The 16,978-nt window shown below is 69.0% G+C and carries 14 protein-coding genes; 11 read left to right on the top strand and 3 right to left on the bottom strand.

From position 1 onward, the window contains the following. The first annotated feature begins 90 nt into the window (after nucleotides 1–90). Nucleotides 91–933 carry a universal stress protein gene (locus V6S02_RS02175; RefSeq protein WP_336399698.1) on the top strand — a complete coding sequence of 281 codons (843 nt, stop codon included), beginning with the start codon at nucleotides 91–93 and terminating at the stop codon, nucleotides 931–933. Beyond that, complete coding sequence (locus V6S02_RS02170; RefSeq protein WP_336399697.1) at nucleotides 930–1,766, top strand: universal stress protein; 837 nt, start codon at nucleotides 930–932, stop codon at nucleotides 1,764–1,766. Before V6S02_RS02175 ends, V6S02_RS02170 begins: the two co-directional genes overlap by 4 nt. Here V6S02_RS02170 and ppsA read toward each other — a convergent pair whose 3' ends face one another. Further along, on the bottom strand, nucleotides 1,767–4,157 hold the full coding sequence (ppsA, locus tag V6S02_RS02165) for a phosphoenolpyruvate synthase (protein ID WP_336399696.1): 2,391 nt from the start codon (nucleotides 4,155–4,157) through the stop codon (nucleotides 1,767–1,769). A 198-nt stretch (nucleotides 4,158–4,355) separates the two neighbouring features. On the opposite strand from ppsA, the gene V6S02_RS02160 reads away from it, so the two are divergent. Next, the gene (locus V6S02_RS02160) at nucleotides 4,356–4,808 is read left to right on the top strand and encodes a pyridoxamine 5'-phosphate oxidase family protein (protein ID WP_124292581.1); all 453 of its coding nucleotides are present in this window, start codon (nucleotides 4,356–4,358) and stop codon (nucleotides 4,806–4,808) included. Nucleotides 4,809–4,817: 9 nt separating this feature from the next. Here the strand turns inward: V6S02_RS02160 and V6S02_RS02155 are convergent, their stop codons facing one another. Next, nucleotides 4,818–5,831 carry a LacI family DNA-binding transcriptional regulator gene (locus V6S02_RS02155; protein ID WP_124292580.1) on the bottom strand — a complete coding sequence of 338 codons (1,014 nt, stop codon included), beginning with the start codon at nucleotides 5,829–5,831 and terminating at the stop codon, nucleotides 4,818–4,820. A 266-nt stretch (nucleotides 5,832–6,097) separates the two neighbouring features. On the opposite strand from V6S02_RS02155, the gene V6S02_RS02150 reads away from it, so the two are divergent. From V6S02_RS02150 to V6S02_RS02115, 8 genes are all read left to right on the top strand, one after another. Next, nucleotides 6,098–7,417 (top strand): ABC transporter substrate-binding protein, encoded by a 1,320-nt coding sequence (locus tag V6S02_RS02150; protein ID WP_336399695.1) that lies wholly within the window; start codon nucleotides 6,098–6,100, stop codon nucleotides 7,415–7,417. Between the two features lie 60 nt (nucleotides 7,418–7,477). Further along, nucleotides 7,478–8,461, top strand: coding sequence for a carbohydrate ABC transporter permease (locus V6S02_RS02145; protein WP_336399694.1), 984 nt, complete (start codon nucleotides 7,478–7,480; stop codon nucleotides 8,459–8,461). Further along, a complete protein-coding gene (locus V6S02_RS02140; RefSeq protein WP_336399693.1) occupies nucleotides 8,458–9,306 on the top strand; it encodes a carbohydrate ABC transporter permease in 849 nt (282 codons plus the stop codon). The genes V6S02_RS02145 and V6S02_RS02140 overlap by 4 nt, the downstream gene beginning before the upstream one ends. Next, the gene (locus V6S02_RS02135) at nucleotides 9,303–11,789 is read left to right on the top strand and encodes a glycoside hydrolase family 2 protein (RefSeq protein WP_336399692.1); all 2,487 of its coding nucleotides are present in this window, start codon (nucleotides 9,303–9,305) and stop codon (nucleotides 11,787–11,789) included. Before V6S02_RS02140 ends, V6S02_RS02135 begins: the two co-directional genes overlap by 4 nt. Further along, entirely contained in the window at nucleotides 11,786–12,742 is a 957-nt protein-coding gene (locus tag V6S02_RS02130) for a glycoside hydrolase family 113 (RefSeq protein ID WP_442927887.1), read from the top strand. Before V6S02_RS02135 ends, V6S02_RS02130 begins: the two co-directional genes overlap by 4 nt. Next, nucleotides 12,739–13,662 (top strand): N-acetylglucosamine kinase, encoded by a 924-nt coding sequence (locus V6S02_RS02125; protein WP_336399691.1) that lies wholly within the window; start codon nucleotides 12,739–12,741, stop codon nucleotides 13,660–13,662. The genes V6S02_RS02130 and V6S02_RS02125 overlap by 4 nt, the downstream gene beginning before the upstream one ends. Before the next feature lie 68 nt (nucleotides 13,663–13,730). Then, the gene (locus tag V6S02_RS02120) at nucleotides 13,731–14,303 is read left to right on the top strand and encodes a YdeI/OmpD-associated family protein (RefSeq protein WP_336399690.1); all 573 of its coding nucleotides are present in this window, start codon (nucleotides 13,731–13,733) and stop codon (nucleotides 14,301–14,303) included. A 167-nt stretch (nucleotides 14,304–14,470) separates the two neighbouring features. After that, a complete protein-coding gene (locus V6S02_RS02115; RefSeq protein WP_336399689.1) occupies nucleotides 14,471–16,192 on the top strand; it encodes a SulP family inorganic anion transporter in 1,722 nt (573 codons plus the stop codon). Here V6S02_RS02115 and V6S02_RS02110 read toward each other — a convergent pair. Then, entirely contained in the window at nucleotides 16,185–16,967 is a 783-nt protein-coding gene (locus V6S02_RS02110) for an MBL fold metallo-hydrolase (RefSeq protein ID WP_336399688.1), read from the bottom strand. The genes V6S02_RS02115 and V6S02_RS02110 overlap by 8 nt on opposite strands. Nucleotides 16,968–16,978: the final 11 nt, after the last annotated feature.

Below are 16,978 nucleotides of genomic sequence, written 5' to 3'. Positions count from 1 at the left end.
GCCGGGACTTCCGGCCCACCCGCGCGGTCCACTTGCCGGAATGGTCGAATCAACGGAAACCGGGATTCGATCGAGGAAGACGGTGGCGAGGTGCAGCAGAAGGTGGTGGTCGGGGTCACGGATGCGGCGGTGTCGCGTCGTGCCGTGGACTGGGCGGTAGACAGAGCAGCCGCGCGGGGAGATCGGCTCGAGCTGCTGTCGATCGTCGACGGGGCCGTCGGCGTCGGCGACGAAGGCGACGTGGTCGGCTGGGCGCAGGAGTGGAAAGAAGACGTGCTCAGGAACGAAGCCGAGCGCGTCCGCGCACGCGGAGTACCCGTGGAGATACGCCTCGAACGCGGCAAGCCGGTCGAACGATTGATCGACGCGTCGAAGGACGCGTCACTGCTCGTCATCGGCAGCGACTACCGCGGAACCGAGTCCCAACCGGCGCGGGGTCCGCACGGGATCCGCATCACGGCCGGCGCGCACTGCCCGGTCGCGGTGGTTCCCGATCTCGACCTCACCGGCCGGTCCGGCGTCATCGTCGGGGTCGACGGCTCAGAAGCATCCGAGGCCGCGATCGTCTTCGCCGCCGCCGAAGCGGACCGATCGGGCGAGGCGCTGACGGCGGTGACCAGCTGGTCCCCCATCGCCATTCCCCTGTCTGTCCGGTCGTATCCCGACGGCTATCTGCGGAACATGCAGTCGCTGACCGAAGAGGCGCTCGGCATATCGATGTCCGGGATCTCGCAGCAGTACCCCGACCTGGAGGTGCGCCGTGTCGTGGAGAGCAGCGACAGGCCCGAGACGGTGATCAATCGGCTCGCCTCCGGCGCCCGGCTCACCGTCATCGGTTCGCACGGCCGCAGCCGGCTCGCGCGTTTCCTCCTCGGATCCACCAGCCAGCAGGTGCTCCTCCGGCTCGCCACCGCGACGGTGGTCGTGCGATGACACCCTCACCGGAACGGACGGTCACCATGGAACGCATTCTTCTGGGTTACGACGCCAGCGACGGAGCAGACGCTGCGCTCGACTGGGTCACCGATCGCGCACTGAGCCGTCGGGCGCGCGTGGAGGTCGTCATCGTGACCAACCCGTTTCTCCAGGATCAGCCGCGGGCCGAGGACGACCTCGCCCGCGCCGAGCACCGTCTCCGCGCGGCGAACCCCACACTCCCGATCGAGACGGAGCGCATCGACGGCCTGATGCCGCGCGCCCTGACCGACGCCGCGGCAGACGCGGACCTCCTGGTGATCGGCGTCGATACCGACAGCTCCATCCGCGAAGCACTGCACGGATGGATGTCGCTTCGCGTGAGTGCGACGGCGACCGTGCCCACCTGCATCGTCCCTTCAGGATGGTCCGAGAAGAGCGGACCGATCACGGTGGGCCTCGCGTCGGACCCGTCGAGCGATGCGGCGCTGACCTTCGCCGCATCCGAGTCGGCCGCCGCGGGTGAGAGCCTTCGTATCGTCCACGCATGGTTGGGCCCGATCCCCGCAACGACCGTATCCTCCCAGCGCGACGTGCGGGCGCAGCATATGCAGCTCATGGACCGGGCCGTCGAGCGACTTCAGGAGGTTGCTCCCGACTCCGCGGTCGATCGTGTGCTCATCCACGACAACGCCGCGTCCGCCCTGAGCATCGCCGCGAGTGACAGCTCCCTGATGGTGCTGGGCACCCACGGGCGGGGAGTGCTGGCCGGGGGGTTCTTCGGTTCGGTCGGGCAAGACCTCATCGGCCGTCTCGAGGTTCCCATCATCGTCGTGCCATCGGGTCGCTGATCATCGGGCTTCGCGCTTCGCCAACGACAACCACGTCTCGATGATGCTGTCGGGGTTGAGGGAGATCGATCCGATGCCGTGGCTGACGAGCCAGTCGGCGAGATCAGGATGATCCGACGGGCCCTGTCCGCAGATGCCGACGTACTTCCCTCGCCGACTGCACGCCTCGATCGCCATCTGGAGCACGCTGAGCACGGCGGGGTTCCGCTCGTCGAAGGCCGCAGCGACGAGATCGGAATCCCGATCGACGCCGAGGACGAGCTGGGTCATGTCGTTGGACCCGATGGAGAAGCCGTCGAAGTGGTCGAGGAAGCGATCGGCGAGCAGGGCGTTCGACGGGATCTCGCACATCATCAGGACCTCGAGGCCGTTCTCACCGCGGCGCAGGCCATTCTCGGCGAGCACCCGCTCGACGGCTGCGGCCTCATCGACCGTGCGGACGAACGGGACCATGATCTTCACGTTCGTCAGACCCATGGCGTCACGGACGTGGCGCAGCGCGTCGCATTCCATGGCGAAGCAGTCGGCGAACCGGTCGGTGACGTAGCGCGACGCTCCCCGCCACCCGAGCATCGGGTTCTCCTCCTGCGGCTCGTATCGCTCGCCTCCGAGCAGATGCGCGTACTCGTTGGTCTTGAAGTCGCTCGTGCGGACGATCACCGGTTTGGGTGCGAACGCGGCCGCGATGGTCGAGACACCCTCGGCGAGGCGCCGGACGAAGAACTCCCGCGGCCCGCCGTAGGGGCTCGTGCGGAGCATGATCTCCGCGCGCAGTGGTTCGTCCAGCGCCGCGACGTCCAGCAGCGCCTGCGGGTGGATGCCGATGAGTTCGTTGATGATGAACTCCAGTCGGGCGAGCCCCACCCCGGCGTTGGGGAGCGCGGCGAAGGCGAATGCCTGATCGGGTGCGCCCACGTTCATCATCAGCTCGACCGGAATGGGCGGCATCCGATCGATTCGCGTGTGCTCCTCTGAGAAGTCTGCACGTCCGGCGAACACGTGCCCCTCGTCGCCGTCGCTGCAGCTGACCGTGACGAGCGTCCCGTCGGTGAGCTCGCGGGTGGCGGTGACCGTGCCGACGACGGCGGGGATGCCGAGCTCGCGCGCGACGATCGCGGCGTGACAGGTGCGACCGCCGCGGTCGGTGATGATCGCGGCGGCCTTCTTCATCACCGGCTCCCAGTCGGGGTCGGTCATGTCGGCCACGATCACATCGCCGTCCTGCACCCGTTCCATGTGTTCGGCCGACGACATCACCCGCACGCGCCCCACACCGATGCGGCGACCGATCGCGCGACCCGAGATGAGAAGGTCGCCGTGCTCGCGCAGCACGAAGCGGTCGAGGGTCACGGCATCCTCCCGCGACACGACCGTCTCCGGGCGCGCCTGCAGGATGTACAGGCGACCCTCCTGCCCGTCGCGGGCCCACTCGATGTCCATCGGCCGGCCGTAGTGCTCCTCGATCACGAGCGCGGATCGTGCGAGTTCGGAGACATCGTCATCGGTGATGCTGAACCGCGAGCGCGCGCTGTCGGGAACGTCCTCGAACGACGTGCTGTGTTCGACGGTGCTCTCGGTGGCGAACCGAAGGGCGATGGCCTTCTCGCCGAGGCGCCGGCGGAGGATCGCGGGCCGGCCCGCCCGGAGCCCGGGCTTGTACACCAGGAACTCATCCGGGTTGACCGCCCCCTGCACCACCGCCTCCCCCAGTCCATAGGCACTGGTGACGAGGACGCTGTCGCGGAAACCCGACTCGGTGTCGACGGTGAAGATCACACCCGACGCGCCGATGTCGGAGCGCACCATGCGCTGCACGCTCGCCGACAGCGCCACATCGGAGTGCGCGAACCCCTGGTGCACCCGATAGGCGATCGCGCGATCGTTGTAGAGCGAGGCGAACACCCTCTTGATCGCCGCGAGGATGTTCTCGACGCCGGCGATGTGCAGAAAGGTCTCCTGCTGCCCGGCGAAGGACGCATCCGGCAGGTCCTCGGCGGTCGCCGACGAACGGACCGCCCAGGTGATGTCGGTGCCCCCGGCATCTTCGACGACGACGGCGAAGGCGTCGCAGATGTCGCGTTCGAGATCGGCCGGAAGGGGCTGGGCGCCGATCATCGCACGGATCTCGGCTCCGGCTCGGGCGAGCGCCGCGACGTCGGACACGTCGAGCTCCGCCAGCATCCGCGTGATCCGAGCCGCGAGTCCGTCTGCCGCGAGGAAGGCACGGTAGGCCTGCGCCGTGGTGGCGAACCCGCCCGGCACCCGCACGCCGCTCGAGGCCAGGCGCGAGATCATCTCGCCGAGGGAGGCGTTCTTCCCCCCCACCTGGGGCAGGTCCGCCATCCCGATCTCGGACAGTGGGATGACGTTGCTCACTCCTGCTGCGGCCATCATGTCCTCTTCCGACCTCGTTCGTCCGGTGCAGGGTCAGTGTCGAGGGATGGTCGCGACCAGCCCGGGCCGAAGGTCCTGCCAGGACCCGCCCCGGATGCCGCGGGACCAATGTCCCGGGTCCGGCCAGGGGGCGCCGGGAGACTCCTCCCGACGCCGACGCCGACGCCGACGCCGACGCCGAGAAGGAGCACACCGATGGATGACATCACCGAAGCCCCCGTGTGGAGTCTCAGCGAGGACGAATGCTGGAGCCTGCTCGCACGTGGTCAGGTGGGTCGTCTTGCGGTGTCGATCCAGGGGGAGCCCGACATCTTCCCCATCAACTACGTGACCGACGGGCCGCACGTGCTGTTCCGCACGGCGCCCGGGTCGAAGCTCGCGGAGCTCTCGGCCAACCCCCGCATCGCGTTCGAGGTCGACGAGTACGACGACGACGGTGCCGCGAGCGTGGTGTTCAAGGGAACGGCGACCCGGCTCGAACTGCAGAGCGAGATCGACGCGGCCGAGGCTCTGCCGCTCACACCCTGGATCCCGACCCTCAAATACCGCTGGGTCCGGCTCTCACCGACGTCGATCACCGGCCGGCGCTTCCAGCGCGGACCGGAGCCCGACCGGTACGACGCCGCCGCGAACGACCAGTGGACGTGAGGGCGCGCGTCATCCCCGCGCGCGTGGTGGCCGCTCCCCGGTGCCGCGCTCCATGATCCACGTCGGCAGTTCGATCTGACGACTGAACCCGGTGGGGTCCTCGATCCGCTCGAGCGCCAAGCGGGCGGCCTGCCGGCCGAGATCGACCGGGTCGTACGAGATCACCGTGACCCCCATGAGGTCGGCGGTGTCGAAGTCGTCGAACCCGATCAGGGCGGTGGTGTCGTCGCCTCGGGCACGCAGGGCGCGCAGCGCCCCGATCGTCATGCGGTTGTTGCCCGCGATGATCGCCGTCGGCGGTTCGGCTGCATCGAGCAGCTGGCCCACCAGTCGCTCGGGCGGCTCAGCGGGATCGTCCGCCAAGAGCTCCCACCGTGCGGCGTCATCTATCCCCGCGGCGGCGAGCGCCGCGCGGCGTCCGGCGAGCCGCTCCTCCTGCGAGTACACCGCTGCCGGGTTGCACACGTACGCGATGCGACGGTGGCCGTGGGCGATGAGCCGGGATGTCGCATCCGCCACGCCTGCGCGGTTGGCGAGCACCACCGAGTCGGCGATGAGGTTGCGCGCCGGTCGGTCCACGCTGACGACGGCCGTGCCGAGCTGCCGCTCCCCCTCGAGATAGCCCTGGTCGCGGCTGACAGGGATGAGCAGCAGTGCGTCGATACGCTGCCCGAGGAGCGTCTCGGCGACCTGCTCCTCCCCCTCCTCGGTGTCGTCGGTCGTGGCGAGCACCAGTCCGTATCCCTCCTCGCGCAGAACGCGTTCGATACCTGAGGCGACCTTGTAATAGAACGGGTTGCCGAGCTCGCCGATGATGAGGCCCATGGTGCGCGTTCTGCCGCCGCGGCGCAGCCCCTGGGCGAGGGCGTTCGGGCGGAAGCGCAGGCGCTTGGCCGCCGCGAGCACCCGCTCGGCCGTCTCGGGCGCCACGAGCTCGCGCTGACTGAACACCCTCGACACGGTCTTGGCGCTGACGTGCGCCAACCGCGCCACGTCTTCGACGGTTGCGCGCTGCGACGTCACCGGCTTACGCCCGCGTCAACAACGCCGAAACCGCTCATGTCTGACGTGGACATAAAGTTGGACATCCACTTCCCCTCACCGATCGGATGAAACGCATAAAGCCCCGGTCAAAGGCATTCTGTACCTGCGGATCGTCATCGGTCAAGCCTGGACAACCTTGTCCCGTGGCCTTGTCAACGTAGGACATTGCCATTTATCGTCGACGAGACGCCGCGAGGTCGCGGTCGCACAGACGGATCAACGGTGAATCTGCAAAGGAGATGCACATGAGGCGCAAGACGATTGCGATCGCCTCCCTCGGGGTGGTGAGCGCACTGGCACTGGCAGGCTGCGCGGGTGGCGCGGGGGCCGACGACCCCGACAACACCATCGACGGTGAGGTGCAGGGCGAGGTGACCTTCGTGACCTGGCGCACCGACCTGGTGCAGGACGGCACCTTCGAGGCCTACGCCGAGCAGTTCACCGAGATGTACCCCGACGCCTCGGTCACCTTCGAGGGCATCACCGACTACGAGGGTGAGATGCGCACCCGCCTGTCGACGGAGAGCTACGGCGACGTGCTGGGAATCCCCAACAGCGTGCAGCCCGACCAGTTCGCCGACTACTTCGAGCCGCTCGGCCAGACCGACGACCTCGAAAGCACGTACCGGTTCCTGGCCCCGAAGAGCTTCGACGGGGTGCAGTACGGTCTGGCTCTCGGAGGCAACGCCAACGGCCTGGTCTACAACACCGCCGTCTTCGAAGAGGCGGGCGTCACCGAGGTTCCCAAGACCGAGGAGGTGTTCCTCGCGGCACTGCAGGCGATCGAGGAGAACACCGACGCCATCCCGATGTACACGAACTACAAGGATGGCTGGCCGCTGAGCCAGTGGACCAGCAACATCGGAGCCCCGAGCGGCGATGCCGACGCGATGAACGCGATGACCACGGAGGATGCTCCCTGGACCGAGGGCACCGACATCTACGCCATCGACTCGCTCATCTTCGACGCCGTCGCCGGCGGGTACACCGAAGACGACCCGCTCACCACCAACTGGGAGCAGTCGAAGGTCGACTTCGCCACCGGCAAGATCGGCGTGATGGGACTCGGATCGTGGGCGATCTCGCAGCTGCAGGCCGCCGCGGAAGACAACGGCGAGTCCGCGGATGTCGTGGGCTACATGACCTTCCCCGCCACCGCGTCCGACGGCACCCAGTACGCCATGGTCGGCGGCGACTACAACCTCGGCATCAACGTCAACTCCGACGTGAAGGCCGCGGCGAAGGCCTGGATCGACTTCCTCCTGGAGGAGTCGGGCTTCACCGAGACGCAGGGCATGGTCTCCGCGCTGACGGCCGATCCGCTGCCGTCGAACCTCGGCGGACTGGAGGAAGAGGGCGTCGAGCTGCTCGAACTCAGCCCCGCCCCCGCCGGCGAAGAGTCGCTCGTCAACGACATCGCCGACGGCGCGCAGATCGACCTCTACGGCAACATCTACCGCCAGAAGCTCGTCGACATCGCCCGTGGCGCCGCCGACGGCGACAAGGAGTCGTACTTCGAGGAACTGAACACCGCGTGGGCCGACTCCCGCGCTCAGGTGGGCTGAGCCCGCACACCGACCGTTCCGGCCGGGGCATCCCGCCCCGGCCGGAACCACGGAGGAATCATGTCGTTCACCGCCGCAGCCCCCGACGCTCCCGCCGCGCCGGGCCCCGCCATCGTCCCGATCGCCCCGCGGCCGTCGCGCAGCAGCCGGCGCCGTGGCCGCCGCCCGGCCGGCCGGCGCAGCATCCTGAATCGACTGACGCCCTATCTCTTCATCGCGGCCGCCGTCGGTCTGCTGCTTCTGCTGACCTACCTGCCCGCGGCCAACATGCTCTGGTACAGCCTCACCGACTGGGACGGCATCGACAAAGAGCAGAACTTCATCGGACTGCAGAACTACCTCGAGGTGTTCACCAACCCTCGCGTGTTCGGGGTCTTCTTCGTCAGCATCTATTACTTCATCGGCGCCTTCGTGCAGATGGCGATCGCGCTCTACTTCGCCGCGCTCCTGTCGACCCGCACGCGGTTCTCGAACTTCTTCCGCGGGGTGCTCTTCTTCCCCTACCTCGTCAACGGCGTCGCCATCGGATTCGTCTTCCTCTACCTCTTCCAGCCCGGCGGCACGCTCGACACCGTGCTCGGCTGGTTCGGCATGGCCGACACTCCCCAGTGGCTCGGCGACCCAAACGTGGCGAACTTCTCTCTGGCCGGCACGAGTGTGTGGCGCTACACCGGTATGAACTTCGTGCTCTTCCTCGGCGCGATGCAGTCGATCCCCCGCGAGCTGTACGAGGCTGCCGAGATCGACGGCGCGAACGACTGGCAGCAGTTCTGGGCGCTGACCTTCCCCGGCATCCGTCGGATCATCGGGCTGAGCTTCATCCTCGCCGTCGCCGGCAGCCTCTCGGTGTTCGAGATCCCCTTCATCATGACCGGCGGGGCCAATGGCACCTCGACCTTCGTCATCCAGACCTTGCAGACGGCGTTCACATTCCGGCAGGTCGGGCTGGCGTCGGCCATGGCGATCGTTCTCCTGGCGATCGTGCTCATCGTGACCTGGGTGCAGCGAAGAGTGTTCCCCGACGAGAAGGTGGACCTGACATGAGCGCGACCGCCCTCCGTCCTCCCCGCGCCGGCCGCTCGATCGGCGCGACTGTGAAGTACCTGTCGCTCATCGCCGGGGTGGTGGTCACGCTCGTGCCCCTGTCGGTCGTGCTGATCGCGAGCCTGAAGACCTCGCAGGAGATCGGCACGACCGGGCCCTTCGAGGCGCCGGGGTCATGGTTCAACCTCGAGAACTTCGTCATCGCCTTCGAGCAGGGCGGCATGGTCGAGGGGTTCATCAACACCACGATCGTGCTGGCGTTCTCGCTGGTGGGCACCATCTTCATCGGCACCACCGCCGCGTACGCGCTCGACCGCTTCCGCTTCCGAGGAAAGAAGCTGGTCGTCGGGCTCTTCCTCGTCGCCACGCTGATCCCCGGAGTGACGAGTCAGGTCGCGACGTTCCAGATCATCAACGGTCTGGGGCTCTACGACTCGATGGCGGCGCTCGTGCTGCTGTTCATGGGCACCGACATCATCTCGATCTACATCTTCATCCAGTTCATGCAGTCGATCCCCGTCTCCCTCGACGAGGCGGCGATGATCGACGGCGCGAACCGGTGGACGATCTACTGGCGCATCGTGCTGCCGCTGCTCAAGCCCGCGATCGCCACGGTCGTGATCATCAAGGGGATCGCCATCTACAACGAGTTCTACCTTCCCTTCCTGTACCTGCCGTCGGAGGGCCTGATCTCCACGTCGCTGTTCCGATTCAAAGGACCGTTCGGCGCGAACTGGGAGATCATCGCCGCCGGCACGATCCTCGTCATCATCCCCACCCTCGTCGCGTTCCTCGCTCTGCAGCGCTGGATCTATCGCGGCCTGACCGCCGGAGCCGTCAAGTGACCCTCACCCCTCTCATCCGCCGCCCGATCGCCGACGGATGGACCCTGCAGGCCACCGCGGGCCCGGTGCCCGACGCGATGCGGACGCAGGTGGTCGACGCGCCCGTGCCGGCGGAGGTTCCCGGCTGCGTGCACACCGATCTGCTTGCCGCGGGTCTCATTCCCGACCCGTACCTCGATGACAACGAGGCGCTTCTCGCCTGGATCGGCCGCGTCGACTGGTCCTACCGCACGACGTTCTCGTGGGCCCCCGACGGCCACGAACGCCACGACCTCGTCTTCGACGGCCTCGACACCGTCGCCCGCGTCGAGGTCAACGGGCGCACCGTCGCCGAGACGGCGAATCAGCACCGCTCCTACCGCATCCCGCTCGACACGGCCGGGCTGCTCCGCGATGGTGAGAACGACCTCGTGGTGCACTTCACCGCGCCGGTGCCCTACGCCAACGCGCAGAGCGTCGCACTCGGTGCGCGCCCGCGGCCCTATCCCCTCCCCTACGAAGCGATCCGCAAATCGGCCTGCAACTTCGGCTGGGACTGGGGCATCGCCACCTTCACCTCCGGCATCTGGCGCGAGGTGCGCCTGGAGTCGTGGTCGACCGCGCGGCTGGCCGAGGTACGCACCCACGCCACGCCCGAAGGCGAGGGAGGGCGCGTCGCCGCGACCGTGCGGATCGAACGAGCGGATGCCGCGGCGCGGCCGGCAACGGATGACCTGCGCGTGCGGCTCCGTGTCGGCGGTGCCGAGACCGTCGCCTCGGTGCCGGCAGGCGGCGACGAGGTCACGGGTCAGCTGAACCTCGACCAGGTCGAGCGCTGGTGGCCTGCCGGCTACGGCGAGCCCCACCTGTACGAGGTGGCGGTCGACCTGCTCGAGGCCGAGGAGACCGTCGACACCGCCGAGCGCCGTGTGGGCTTCCGCACCGTGGAGTGGGACACCGCGCCCGACGACGCCGGCACACCGTTCACCCTCGTCGTCAACGACCAGCCGGTCTTCGTCAAGGGGGCGAACTGGATCCCCGACGACGCCCTGCCGGTTCGGGTCGACCGTGCCTGCTACGAGCGACGGCTGCGCCAGGCGCTCGAGGCGAACCTCAACCTCATCCGGGTGTGGGGCGGCGGCATCTACGAGAGCGACGACTTCTACGACCTGTGCGATGAGCTCGGCCTCCTCACCTGGCAGGACTTCCTCTTCGCCTGCGCCGCGTACCCCGAGGAGGAGCCGCTGCGCTCCGAGATCGAGGCGGAGGCACGCGAGAACATCGTTCGTCTGGCATCCCATGCCTCACTCGTCCTGCTCACCGGCAACAACGAGAACCTCTGGGGTTACGAGGACTGGGACTGGAAGCGCCGACTCGACGGCCGCACCTGGGGCGCGTACTACTATCACGACCTCTTCCCTCGTCTCATCTCCGAGCTCGCCTCGCACGTGCCGTACGCGCCGGGGAGTCCCTTCAGCCCGGGCGGACAGCACCCGAACGCCGAAGAGCACGGATCGATGCACCTGTGGGAGCAGTGGAACCGGCAGGACTGGCTCACCTACCGCGAGCACCGGCCGCGCTTCGTCGCCGAGTTCGGCTGGCAGGGCCCGCCCGCGTGGACGACCCTTCGCCGTTCGGTGTCGGACGACCCGCTCACGCCCGAGTCGCCGGGCATGATCGTGCACCAGAAGGCGATGGAGGGCAACGTCAAGCTCACCGCCGGTCTCGTGCCGCACCTGCGCGTGCCCGACGACATGGAGACCTGGCACTGGGCGATGCAGCTGAACCAGGCGATCGCGGTGCGTACGGCGCTGGAGCACTTCCGCTCGTGGGCGCCGCACACCATGGGGGCGATCGTGTGGCAGCTCAACGACTGCTGGCCGGTCACCTCGTGGGCGGCGATCGACGGAGACGAGCGACCGAAGCCGCTCTTCCACGCGCTGCGACGCGCTTTCGCGGCGCGCACCGTCTCTTTCCAGCCGCGTGAGGGCGGGCTGGCAGCCATCGTGACGAACGACACCGGCGAGGAGTGGTCGGGCACGCTGCATGTGCGTCGTCTCACTTTCGGCGGTGACCTCCGCGCGGACGAGTCGCTCGGGTTCGCCGTCGCCGCGCACGGGACGGCGACGCTGGCGTTGTCGAGCGAGCTGGCGCAGACGGATGCTGCGAACGCCGAGTTCCTGATCGCCGACGCCGGTGAGGTGCGCGGCACGTGGTTCTTCGCCGAGGCTCGCGACAGCGCGCTTCCGCCGGCGGAGTTCGACCTCGAGGTCTCCCCCGTCGAGGGCGGCAGCATGGTGACCGTCACCGCGACCTCGCTGGTGCGCGACCTGACCTTCCTCGTCGACAAGGTCGACCCGGCCGCGCACGCCGAGGAGGGCCTCATCACGCTCCTTCCCGGCGAGCGCACGACCGTGCGCATTCGCCACGAGGGCACGCTGGATGCTGCGCAGCTGGCCGACCCGCGCGTGGCGCGCACGCTCAACGAACTGGTGAGCCCGTGACGATCGAGGGCGGGCCGGTCTGCGGCATGACCTGGGGCTGGGTCGGCGTCCGCGGCGAGTGGGACACCCCCGAGGCCGAGGCCTCGATGACCGCGATGGCCGAGCACGGGGTCACCTGGACGGCGCTGGCGTATGCGGCCGAGCAGGCGACCGCGTTCTCCACCGACATCCCTTTCGAAAACGACCCCACGGTCACCGACGATGAGATCGTCGCCGCCATCCGTCGCGCCCACGGGCTCGGGCTGAAGGTGGCGCTCAAGCCTGTGGTGAACGTCGCCGACGGCACCTGGCGGGCGCACATCGGCTTCTTCGACTGGGAGGTGCCGGGCGAGCCGTCATGGACGCAGTGGTTCGCCTCGTACCGGCGGTTCCTGCTGCACGCCGCGCGGATCGCCGAAGCGGAGGGTGTGGCGATGCTCTGCATCGGCTGCGAGATGGTGCGTGCCGACGGGCAGGAGGCGCACTGGCGGGCGCTCATCGCCGACATCCGTGCGGTGTACTCCGGCCTCCTCACCTACAACTGCGACAAGTACCAGGAAGACCACATCACCTGGTGGGACGCCGTCGACGTGATCTCGTCGAGCGGCTACTACCCCACCGGCACCTGGACGCAGCACCTCGACCGGATCGAGGCCGTGGTGAAGCGCGAGGGCAAGCCGTTCTTCTTCATGGAGGCGGGGTGCCCGAGCCGTGAGGGGTCGGCGCGGTTGCCGAACGACTGGAGCCTCGCCGGGGCGCCGTCGGGCGAGGAGCAGCGGGCGTACTACGCCGAGATGTTCGAGGCGTGCGAGGGCCGCGACTGGGTGGGCGGGCTGATGTTGTGGGATTGGCCGGCACGACTGTACGCGCGTGAAGACGCGGTCGAGAACGACGACTACTGCCCGTACGGCAAACCCGCGGGTGAGCTCATGCGCGAGACGTACCGGCGCTGGCAGAGGGAGGCGGCACGATGACTGCTGCGAGCGCGGTGGTCGCGATCGATGCCGGCCAGACGGGGATGAAGGTGCGCGTCGCTCCGCACGGTTCGGCGCCGGTCGATCAGGTCTTTCCCGGTATCCGCACCCATGAGCCGCTGCTTCCGCAGCTGGCGTCGGTGGCGATCGCCGCCGCCCGCCATCACCGGGTGCAGATCGACGTGCTGGCCGCCGGGGTTTCGGGGCTCACCGAGGCGGAGTCGGATGCCGCGTCGCTTCGCGCCGCGGTCGCCGCCGAGTCACCCGATCGGGTGCTCCTCGCCCACGACTCGGTCACCTCCTATCTGGGGGCGCTCGGCGATCGTCCGGGCGCCGTCGTCGCCGCCGGAACCGGAGTGGTCACGCTCGCCGTCGGCCGGCACCGCGTCGCGCGGGTCGACGGGTGGGGCAACATCATGGGCGACGCCGGCAGCGGCTATTGGATCGGCCGCGAGGCCCTCGAGGCCGTGATGCGCGCCTACGACGGACGGGGTCGGCTCACCGCGCTGTCGACGCTGGTCGCCGAGCGGTGGCCAGAGGTCGAGAGCGCCTACATCGAGCTGCAGGGGGCCGACGACCGGGTCGCTCAGATCGCCGCGCTCGCGCGCGGTGTCGCCGAGCTCGCCGCGGATGACGCGGTAGCGGCCGACATCTGCCGCCGCGCCGCCGCCGAGCTGGCGCTGTCGGTCGCGACGGCGCTCGATCGGGTGGCCGACGACCCAGGGGCCGAGGCCCAGGTCGCCGCGATCGGCGGCGTGTTCCGCGCCGAGGTCATCCGCGAGGGTTTCGCGCGCGAGCTCGCCCTGCGGCACCCTCGGGCCGTCGTCCGCCGTGCGCAGGGCGCCGGCGTCGACGGCACCGCCGAGCTTGCCCGGCTCGGTCCGGGGCACCCGCTGCTGTCCCACGTATCGGTGGCGTGACCCCGGTCGTCGAGCGAGCGCAGCGAGACGAGCCGCCCGGTGTCGGCGCGGCGCTCTACCCTTCGACCATGGTCGCCACCTCCGCCAAGCCAGAGCTGCACGTCGACACCGTCGAGGAGTGGGAGCGCTGGCTCGCCTCCGACCCCGGTCCCGACGGCGTGCGGCTGCGTGTGCGCAAGACGGCGTCGCGCCGGCCGGGCATCACCTATGCCCAGGCGCTCGAGGTCGCCCTGTGCTTCGGCTGGATCGACGGCCAGAAGCAGTCGCTGGACGCCGACTACTTCCTGCAGGTGTTCACGCCACGCAGGCCCCGCGGAGTGTGGTCGAAGGTCAACATCGAGCACGCCGAGCGCCTGATCTCCGAGGGCCGGATGCGCCCCGCCGGCCAGCACGAGATCGACCGCGCCAAGGCCGACGGCCGCTGGGACGCCGCGTACCGTCAGAGCGACGGCGACATTCCCGCCGAACTCCAAGCGGCTCTCGACGCCGACCCGGAGATCGCTGCCGCCTTCGCTGCGCAATCGGCCCAGAATCGGTTCGCGATGACGTTCCGCATCAGCAACCTCAAGCGTCCGGAAACCCGTGCCGCGCGCGTCGCCCAGTACGTCGCCATGCTCGAGCGGGGCGAGACGATCCACTAGCGCGAAGGCCGGCTCGACACCGTGACGGCGGGAACGCGCCGGTGGATCGTCGACGTCGAGGAACGCTCGCCGACGCGGAATCATCTCGCGCGGATGATGCCCCCTGGCGGCTCACGGTCCACGGTTGCCTGAGTGGGCCACCGGCGGACCGCTTGGGCCCCTGGGAGGTGAACGTGCGGAAAGCGACGAGGAACCGTACCGGGGGGTTCCTGCCGATCGTGCAGTGGTTGCCCCGATACGAGCGACGGTGGTTGCGCCCCGACCTCATCGCGGGCGTCGCCGTGGTGGCGATGATCGTGCCGAAGAACCTCGGATACGCCGAGATCGCGGCGGTGCCGGTGCAGAACGGCCTGTACGCCGCGGCGGCGGGTGCTGTCATCTACGCGCTGTTCTGCACGTCGCGACAGATCTCAACCGGTCCGAGCTCGGCACTGGCGACCGTGGCGGGGGGCGCGGTCATCGTGACCGGCGTGACGGGCGGCGATGCCGCACAGCTCGTGGCCGCGATCACGTTGGTCACCGGCATCCTCCTTCTGCTCCTCGCGCTGTTCCGGATGGGTTGGATCGCCCAGTTCCTCTCGCGGGCTGTCGTCACAGGGTTCCTCGCCGGGGCTGCCATCGACGTCGTCGCCGGCGAACTGCCGAAACTGACCGGAACCGCGGCAGACGGTGACAACGTCTGGCGAGAACTCGCGTCGTGGGTCATCGGTCTCGGCGATACCCATCTCCCGACCTTGCTGGTCGGCGCCGCAGCTCTCGCTGTCATCCTGGCGTTGCGATTCTGGGCGCCGAAGGTGCCGGGCGCCCTGGTGCTCGTGGTCGGGGGCCTTCTCGCCTCCGCCCTGCTCGATCTGGGCGAGCGAGGCGTTGCGCTGGTGGGCACCGTGCCGAGCGGTCTCCCTCTTCCTCAACTGCCGAGCCTGGACGTCGTGCGGGAGAACATCCCGGAGATCGCGATCGCGGCGCTGGCCCTGCTGCTGATCGGTTTCTCGCAGACGGCGGGTGACGCCCGGTCGTTCGCGACCCGACACCACTACCGGATCGATGCGAACCAGGAGGCGGTCGCGCAGGGCATGGCCAACGTCGGCGCCGGCCTCGTTCAGGGAATGCCGGTCTCCACCAGCCTGTCGGCCAGTTCGCTGAACGAATCGGCCGGCGCCAGGACTCCTGTTGCGTCGCTGACCACCGGGGGGTTGGTGATCCTGACACTCGTCTTCCTCGCACCTCTCTTCGCCGACCTGCCGAAAGCGGTGCTGGGAGCGGTCATCATCGATGCGGTCGTCTTCGGGATGATCGACCTCAAGGAGTTCTCGCGCCTGCGGCGCGTGTCGAGATTCGACTTCTGGATCGCTGTGGCCGCGACGGCGGGCGTGCTCTGGTCAGGGGTGCTCTTCGGGATCGTGATCGGCATCGCCCTGTCGCTTCTGTGGCTGATCTACGTCTCGACCCGGCCCGCCATGCCGCTGCTCGGCCGCGAGCCCGGAACGCAGGTCTTCCGCGACATCGTCCTCAACCCCGCGGATGAGACGTTCCCCGGCATCGCCGTGGTCCGGCTCGACGGCGGCCTGTTCTTCGCCACCGCCGAGGCGTTCGACGAGCGCGTGCGCGAACTCATGCTCGGAGAGCCACCGATCACGACCGTCGTGATCGACCTCGAAGGCGTGGCCTTCGTCGACTCGCAGGGCGCGGCAACGCTCACCGAACTCGTCGACCTCGCCGAAGAGAGGGGAATCGCCCTTCGACTGGCGCGGATGAAGCCTCAGCTGATCCCGGCGCTCGACGCGGAGGGTGTCCTGGATCGGATCGGCGCCGATCGCATACACGGCAACGTCCACCGCGCCGTTCAGGCCCAGCTCGCTCAGGGGGCGGGCGATGACGCCCTCAGCTGACTTCCACCGCCACCCCGTCAGGTAGCCACCGCACCCTCGCGCCCGCTCCACGCGGAGCAGCCGCCAGAGCCCGACGCAGCCCGTCCTCCCCGTCGCGGAAGTGCGACCACCCGTCGTAGTGCGCCGGCACCACGACACCCGCCCGCAGCGCCTCGATGAAGCGCACGACGTCGCGCCCGGTCATCGTGTACGTCAGCGGCCCCGTCGCGGGAAATCCGACCCCGCCGGCGTGGACGATGGCGACATCCACTGTCATCCCGCGAGCCACCCGCAGAAGCTTCCGCGTGAGCACGGTGTCACCGGTGATCCACAGATCCGGATGCGGGCGGTGCTGCCGCCGCAGAGTGAACCCGATCACATCACCGACGATCGCTCTGCTGAGCGGCGGCCCATGACGCCCGGGCGTCGCCAGCACCCGGAGCGCCTCCTTGCCGTCAGCCTCGAGCAGGATCGACTCGTCGGGCCGCAGGCCATGCGCCGCCGGGAGCCCCAGTCGCCGTGCGCCACTGTGCGTCGTGATGACGTGCGTCGCTCCGGGAAGGAGCGCGCGGCCCGCGTCATCCAGATTGTCGGCGTGGTGATCGTGACTGAGCAGGATCACATCGATCGGCCCGATGTCCGCGGCCGCCACGAGAGGACCTTTCGTCTTCGTGCTCGAGGTGCCGAGAGCGAAGGCGTACCGCCGCCCCGGCGGGTCGAAGGTGGGGTCGACGAGGATGCGCCACCCGGCCAATTGGACGAGCACGGTCGGCCCGCCGATCCGCGTGAGGCGCATCCCCGTTCCCC

This window comes from Microbacterium sp. CCNWLW134 (assembly GCF_037083565.1).
Classification (GTDB): domain Bacteria; phylum Actinomycetota; class Actinomycetes; order Actinomycetales; family Microbacteriaceae; genus Microbacterium.
Note: the sequence above shows the minus strand (reverse complement) of the source record. Positions and strands in the feature narration are given on the sequence as shown.

What these genes read in the sequence shown, in the direction of transcription:
- V6S02_RS02170 (WP_336399697.1), top strand. Translation starts at nt 930, where the DNA reads ATGACACCCTCACCGGAACGGACGGTCACCATGGAACGCATTCTTCTG.
- ppsA (WP_336399696.1), bottom strand. Translation starts at nt 4,157, where the DNA reads ATGGCCGCAGCAGGAGTGAGCAACGTCATCCCACTGTCCGAGATCGGG.
- V6S02_RS02160 (WP_124292581.1), top strand. Translation starts at nt 4,356, where the DNA reads ATGGATGACATCACCGAAGCCCCCGTGTGGAGTCTCAGCGAGGACGAA.
- V6S02_RS02150 (WP_336399695.1), top strand. Translation starts at nt 6,098, where the DNA reads ATGAGGCGCAAGACGATTGCGATCGCCTCCCTCGGGGTGGTGAGCGCA.
- V6S02_RS02145 (WP_336399694.1), top strand. Translation starts at nt 7,478, where the DNA reads ATGTCGTTCACCGCCGCAGCCCCCGACGCTCCCGCCGCGCCGGGCCCC.
- V6S02_RS02140 (WP_336399693.1), top strand. Translation starts at nt 8,458, where the DNA reads ATGAGCGCGACCGCCCTCCGTCCTCCCCGCGCCGGCCGCTCGATCGGC.
- V6S02_RS02125 (WP_336399691.1), top strand. Translation starts at nt 12,739, where the DNA reads ATGACTGCTGCGAGCGCGGTGGTCGCGATCGATGCCGGCCAGACGGGG.
- V6S02_RS02120 (WP_336399690.1), top strand. Translation starts at nt 13,731, where the DNA reads ATGGTCGCCACCTCCGCCAAGCCAGAGCTGCACGTCGACACCGTCGAG.
- V6S02_RS02110 (WP_336399688.1), bottom strand. Translation starts at nt 16,967, where the DNA reads ATGCGCCTCACGCGGATCGGCGGGCCGACCGTGCTCGTCCAATTGGCC.